The 6,173-nt window shown below is 65.3% G+C and carries 4 protein-coding genes and 1 pseudogene; 3 read left to right on the top strand and 2 right to left on the bottom strand.

Annotation, left to right across the window (positions count from 1 at the left end):
• The 3 genes and pseudogenes from CBW66_RS29140 to CBW66_RS26545 all read left to right on the top strand — a co-directional run.
• A pseudogene (locus CBW66_RS29140) lies at nucleotides 1-658 on the top strand (GIY-YIG nuclease family protein); the annotation flags it as partial.
• A 46-nt stretch (nucleotides 659-704) separates the two neighbouring features.
• A complete protein-coding gene (locus CBW66_RS26550) occupies nucleotides 705-1,355 on the top strand; it encodes a hypothetical protein (RefSeq protein ID WP_086140583.1) in 651 nt (216 codons plus the stop codon).
• A 9-nt stretch (nucleotides 1,356-1,364) separates the two neighbouring features.
• Nucleotides 1,365-2,093: an amidohydrolase family protein gene (locus CBW66_RS26545; protein WP_086140582.1), complete on the top strand. Its 729-nt coding sequence runs from the start codon at nucleotides 1,365-1,367 to the stop codon at nucleotides 2,091-2,093.
• Between the two features lie 29 nt (nucleotides 2,094-2,122).
• Here the strand turns inward: CBW66_RS26545 and CBW66_RS26540 are convergent, their stop codons facing one another.
• Nucleotides 2,123-3,517 (bottom strand): sigma-54 dependent transcriptional regulator, encoded by a 1,395-nt coding sequence (locus tag CBW66_RS26540; protein ID WP_230492296.1) that lies wholly within the window; start codon nucleotides 3,515-3,517, stop codon nucleotides 2,123-2,125.
• 296 nt (nucleotides 3,518-3,813) lie between these two features.
• On the bottom strand, nucleotides 3,814-6,072 hold the full coding sequence (locus tag CBW66_RS26535; protein ID WP_086140580.1) for an arginine/lysine/ornithine decarboxylase: 2,259 nt from the start codon (nucleotides 6,070-6,072) through the stop codon (nucleotides 3,814-3,816).
• Nucleotides 6,073-6,173: the final 101 nt, after the last annotated feature.

Genomic DNA, 6,173 nt, shown 5'->3' with positions numbered 1-6,173 from the left:
GCCGCTGCGCGGCCCGCGCCGCCCCATGCCGCCGCGCTACCAGGCGAATCCGGCGCGTCGGCCCCCGCGCCCCGCGCCGCCGCCCTTGCCCTACCTGCCGCCGCGCTACCGGGGCTGGGGCGGCTATCCGGCCATCTATCCCACGCTTTATCCGGCACCCTATCCCGTGGCGGAACCCGCGTTTGGCGACCAGCAGGAGCCGGAACCTGACCAGGATCAAGGGCAGGATCAGGGACAGGATGACGGCCAGCAGCAGGGCGAAATCCCGCCGACCCTGGCCGGCACCATGGGCCGGGTGCCGGAAGCGGCCGCCCTGAGTTACCTGGCACTGGGGACGCTGGACAATGCCTTGCGCGATCCGAATGGCCGGGGGCCGGGCCTGTATGTGATCGAATTCGATGCGGGCGGGCGCCGCCGCGCCTACAGCGGCCAGACGGACGATCTGCACCGGCGCCTGCTGCAGCACCGGCTGTGCGGCCAGATGATGGGCGTCGACTTGAGCACGCACCAGGTGTACGTGGCGCCCCTGTCCTCGCCGGCGCAGCGGCGCCGCATCGAGCAGCGCATCCACGACGACATGTTCGCCCACCAGCGCGGCGTGCTGACCAACCAGCGGCGCGAACTGGAACTGGCCGTGCTCGGTGAAATGTGGAGCTGAATGTGGACCTGGTGGCCACGCCTTGATCATTGCAAAGGAGAGCATCATGCACCAACTCGAATGCGCATGCGCACAATGCCGGCAGCGGGCCGGCATCGCGTTTGAAGTGCTGGAATTTGGCCGGGACTGGCCCGGCAAGGGCACGGCGCCGGCCGTCTTGAGCGAAGAGGAGGAATTGCAGCTGGCCATGGAATTGCTGGAAGTGGCCAGCGAGGAGGAACTGGAGCAGTTTCTCGGCAAGGTCTTCAAGAGCGTGTGGAAGGGCGTCAAGAAAGTGGGTGCCACCGTCGCCAAGGTGGCCCAGCCCCTGGGTGGCGCCTTGAAGGCCATGGCCAAGACGGCCTTGCCCTTTGTCGGCGGCGCCCTCGGTTCGATGATACCGATACCGGGCGTGGGCACGGCGCTCGGTTCGGCCCTGGGGCGCGCGGCCAGCGATGCGCTGGAGCTGGAAATGGAGAGCGAAGCGCCGACCGACCGCGAACTGGAGATGGCGCGCCGCTTCGTGCGCATCGCCGGACAGGCGGCGCGATTGGCGGCCGACGGCGATGGCAGTGCGCGCGCCGTCGAGAGCGCGCTGACGCGGGCCCTGCATCAGCAATTGCCGCAGTTCCGCTCGCCTGCGCCGCAGCAGGAAGAGGAAAGCGGGCGCTGGCGCCGGCGCGGCAACCGCATCGTCGTCATGGGCGACTGGCATTAGCGCGCCATCATGATCATCGATTGCCATTGCCATGCGGGACCGGGCGACGGCTTGAGCGGGCCGTGGGACAGCGATGCGCCGCTGCGCGCCTATCTGCGCCGTGCCCAGGCGGCCGGCATCGCCCGCAGCGTGCTGTTCGCTGCCTTCCACTCCGATTACGCGATCGCCAACCACGGCGTGGCACGCCTGGTCGCCTCTGATCCGCAGCGTTTTTATGGCTTTGCCTTCGTGCATGCGCGGCGCGACCGGGGCCGCATCATGGACCTGGTGCGCACGGCTGTCGAGCGCTACGGCTTTGTTGGCATCAAGGCGCACCGGTTTGACGCGCGCATCAGCGGCGAAGTGTGCGACGCGGCGCGTTTCTTCGGCTTGCCCGTGCTGTACGACCCGGCCGGCGAGGTGGCCGTGGCCGAACTGCTGGCGCAGCAGTATCCCGACGTCAACTTTATCCTGCCCCACCTGGGCAGCTTCGGCGACGACTGGGCGGCCCAGCTGGCGCTGATCGACCATCTGGTACGCCACCGCAACATCCATACGGACAGCTCGGGCGTGCGCCGCTACGACTTGCTGGAGCAGGCCGTACGCCGCGCGGGGCCGCACAAGGTCTTGTTCGGCTCGGATGGTCCCTGGCTGCATCCGGGGCTGGAATTGCACAAGATTCACTTGCTGGGCTTGCCGCCGCGGGATGCGGCGCTGATCACGGGCGGCAATTTTCTACGGCTGGCGGGGCTGGCGTGAGGAGGGGCATGGGGCGGACATGAGGTCGATTACGGAGCGGCCGGCGTGGCAGGCGGTGTTGCGGCGGCGGCAGCGGCCAGCTGCGCCGCGCAGGCGGCCGCCTTGCGGCGTATCTGCAGGGCGCGGTCCGTCACGCCCAGGCGGGCGGCGGCGCGCTGGTTGTTGCCGTGTTCCTCGGCCAGCACCAGGCGGATGGCCACGTCGGCGGCGCAGCGTGTGATGTGCGACAGCTTGCAGCCCTGGGCCAGGGCGCGTCGCACGGCCGCCTCGAAATGCTGGTCGGGCCAGGCCGGCGCCAGCAGCCGTTCCTCGGGCGGCAGGGCGCCGATGGTGATGGGGCCGGTGCCGCAATGGCGGTGCCAGATGCGCGTGACGGTCTGGCGCAGTTCGCGCACATTGCCCGGATAATCGCGCAGCAGCAGGTATTCGCGCACGGCGGCGTCCAGCGGGGGCGGTTCTTGTTGGGCCAGTTCGGCCAGGAAATGCCGGGCCAGCGGCAGGATGTCGTCCTGGCGCTCGCGCAGGGGCGGCGTCTGGCAACGCCAGCCGGCGATGCGGTAATACAGGTCGGCGCGGAAGGCGCCGCGCGCCACTTCGTCTTCCAGCGCGCGGTTGGTGGCGCACACGAGGCGGAACTGCGTCGGCTGCCAGGTATTGCCGCCCACGCGCTTGTATTTGCGCTCCTGGATGGCGCGCAGCAGCTGGGCCTGCAGCGGCAGCGGCAGTTCGCCCACCTCGTCGAGGAAGAGCACGCCGCCGTCCGCGAGGGCAAAAGCGCCGTCGCGCGCGGCCGCCGCGCCCGTAAAGGCGCCCCTTTCATGGCCGAACAGTTCGCTGCCCGCCAGTTCCGGCGACAGGGTGGCGCAGTCGAGGATGGTGAAGCCGCCGCTGCAGTTGCCGAGGCGGTGCACCAGTTGCGCCAGTAAATCCTTGCCCGTGCCCGTTTCGCCCGTGATCAGCATCGACGCCTGGCTGAAGGCGGCCATTTCCACCACCTGGTGCAGCAGGGCGGTCCAAGCCGCGCTGTCGCCCACCAGTTGCCGGCGCACGGCGCCGGACGCCAGCAGCTGCGCCACGGCTTGCCAGCGCTGCAATCGCGCCAACACCTGGCCCGCATCGATGCTGCCCGCCGGCCACAGCAGCACGTCGAGCGCGCCTGCCGCCAGCAGGGCGCGCTGTTGCGCGCAGCTGGTAGGCTGGCCGCAGGCGGCAATGGCCAGCACCGAGGTGTGGCGGCACAGCGCCGGCAGCGCTTGCAGCAGCGCCGTATTGGCTTCGGCGAACAGCACGATACCCGCAGCCTCCGCCTCGCCGTCGTGCCGCCGGGCTATAGTTACCTGAGCCTGCTTCAAGGCCGCCGCCAGCAAGGCGCCACTGCCAGCCGCCGCCTGCTGCATGATTTCCAGCCACACCTTGAGCGTCATAGGTCTGCCGTCACGAGGGCACGAGTCGCCCATCTTAGGAGCCCGATACCCCAGCCGTTTGATCTGGCGCAAGCGTGCGCGCTAGCCCACAATGAAAAACGCCGCCTGATCTGCATCAGGCGGCGCTATTGACTGAAGTTCAACGAACATCATGATGACGTTCAACGAACATCACGACGGTTCATCCAATCGTAGCGAACGGAAGCGAATTGTGGCCGAGAAGCGCAACCGTACTGAAGTACGGTGAGCCTCGCAGGCCGCAAGTCGCGGCGCGCGGTAGATTGGATGGGCCTTCACTAATCATCCAATTTGACACAATCTACAAAATAGCCGCGCTTGCCATCGACTTCGCGTTTCACCAGGCCATGCACATCCGTCTCGAAGCCGGGGAAGCGCTCGTTGAAGTCGCGCGCGAAGCGCAGGTAGTCGACGATGGTCTTGTTGAAGCGCTCGCCCGGGATCAAGAGCGGGATGCCCGGCGGGTACGGCGTCAGCAGGATGGACGTGATGCGGCCTTCCAGTTCGTCGATGGCCACGCGCTCGATTTCGCGGTGCGCCATCTTGGCGAACGCGTCCGACGGCTTCATGGCGGGGATCATGTCCGACAGATACATTTCCGTCGTCAGGCGGGCCACGTCGTAAGCCTTGTAGAAATCGTGGATTTGCTGGCACAGGTCGCGCAAGCCCATTTTTTCGTAGCGCGGGTTGGCCGCCGCGAACTCCGGCAGGATGCGCCACATCGGCTGGTTCTTGTCGTAATCGTCCTTGAACTGCTGCAAGGCCGTCAGCAAGGTATTCCAGCGGCCCTTGGTGATGCCGATGGTAAACATGATGAAGAACGAGTACAGGCCGCACTTTTCAATGATGACGCCGTGCTCGGCCAGGTATTTGGTGACGATGGACGCGGGAATGCCCGTGTCGCCGAACTGGCCGTCCAGCGACAGGCCCGGGTTGACGATGGTCGCCTTGATCGGGTCGAGCATATTGAATCCGGGAGCGAGGTCGCCGAAGCCGTGCCAGTCATCCTCGGCGCGTATCATCCAGTCTTCCTGCTGGCCCATGCCTTCGTCATTGAAGCTGGACGGACCCCACACCTGGAACCACCAGTCCTGGCCCCATTCCTGGTCGATCTTCTTCATGGCGCGGCGGAAATCGAGCGCTTCCAGGATCGATTCTTCCACCAGGGCCGTGCCGCCCGGCGCTTCCATCATGGCCGCGGCCACGTCGCACGAGGCGATGATGGAATACTGCGGCGAAGTCGACGTGTGCATCAGGTAAGCCTCGTTGAAGGCGTCCTGGTCCAGCTTGACCGTGTCCGATTCGCGCACGAGGATTTGCGAGGCCTGCGACAGGCCGGCCAGCAATTTGTGCGTGGACTGGGTCGAGAAGATCATCGATTCCTTGGCGCGCGGACGGTCCTTGCCGATGGCGTGCATATTCTTGTAGAAATCGTGGAAGGTCGCGTGCGGCAGCCATGCTTCATCGAAGTGCAGGGTGTCGATCTTGCCGTCGAGCATTTCGCGCAGGGTTTCCACGTTGTAGATCACGCCATCGTAGGTCGATTGCGTGATGGTCAGGATGCGCGGTTTCTTGTTCTTCGCTTCGCGCGCGAACGGGTTCGCTTCGATCTTGCGGGCAATGCTTTCCGGCGTGAATTCGTGCAGCGGGATGGGGCCGATGATGCCCAGGTGATTGCGCGTCGGCATCAGGAACACGGGAATGGCGCCGCACATGATGATCGAATGCAAGATCGACTTGTGGCAGTTGCGGTCGACGACGACGATGTCGCCCGGCGCCACGGTCGAGTGCCACACCATCTTGTTCGAGGTCGACGTGCCGTTGGTGACGAAATAGCAATGGTCGGCATTGAAGATGCGCGCCGCATTGCGTTCCGAGGCGGCGACAGGACCCGTATGGTCGAGCAGCTGGCCCAGTTCCTCGACGGCGTTGCAGACGTCGGCGCGCAGCATGTTTTCACCGAAGAACTGGTGGAACATCTGGCCGATCGGCGACTTCAGGAAAGCCACGCCGCCCGAGTGGCCGGGGCAGTGCCACGAATAGGAGCCGTCGTTGGCGTAGTGCACCAGCGCGCGGAAGAACGGCGGCGACAGGCCGTCCAGGTAGGATTTCGCTTCGCGGATGATGTGGCGCGCGACGAATTCCGGCGTATCTTCGAACATGTGGATGAAACCATGCAGTTCGCGCAGGATATCGTTGGGGATGTGGCGCGAAGTGCGCGTTTCGCCATACAGATAAATGGGGATGTCGGCGTTCTTGTAGCGGATTTCCTCGACGAAAGCGCGCAGCGATTTCAAGGCGTGATCGGTTTCCTCGATGGAACCGCCGCCGAATTCTTCATCGTCGATCGACAGCACGAAGGCCGATGCGCGCGATTGTTGTTGGGCAAATTGCGACAAATCGCCGTAGCTGGTCACGCCCAGCACTTCCATGCCTTCTTTTTCCATTGCGGCGGCAAGGGCGCGAATACCCAGGCCGGACGTATTTTCAGAACGGAAATCCTCGTCAATGATGACGATGGGGAAACGAAATTTCATGCATGTCTCCAAAAAAGCAAGCCGCCCCTGACAGATGTGAAGGGGCGGACTAGGGCGCGACGGTCAGGCGGTGGTACAACCCGGCAGCCGCAGAAAAAAAA

Origin of the sequence: Janthinobacterium sp. GW456P (assembly GCF_002127655.1) — a bacterium.
In the GTDB taxonomy this organism is placed as follows: domain Bacteria; phylum Pseudomonadota; class Gammaproteobacteria; order Burkholderiales; family Burkholderiaceae_D; genus Janthinobacterium.
The sequence above is the reverse complement of the archived record's forward strand: the minus strand, read 5'-3'. Positions and strand labels throughout refer to the sequence as shown.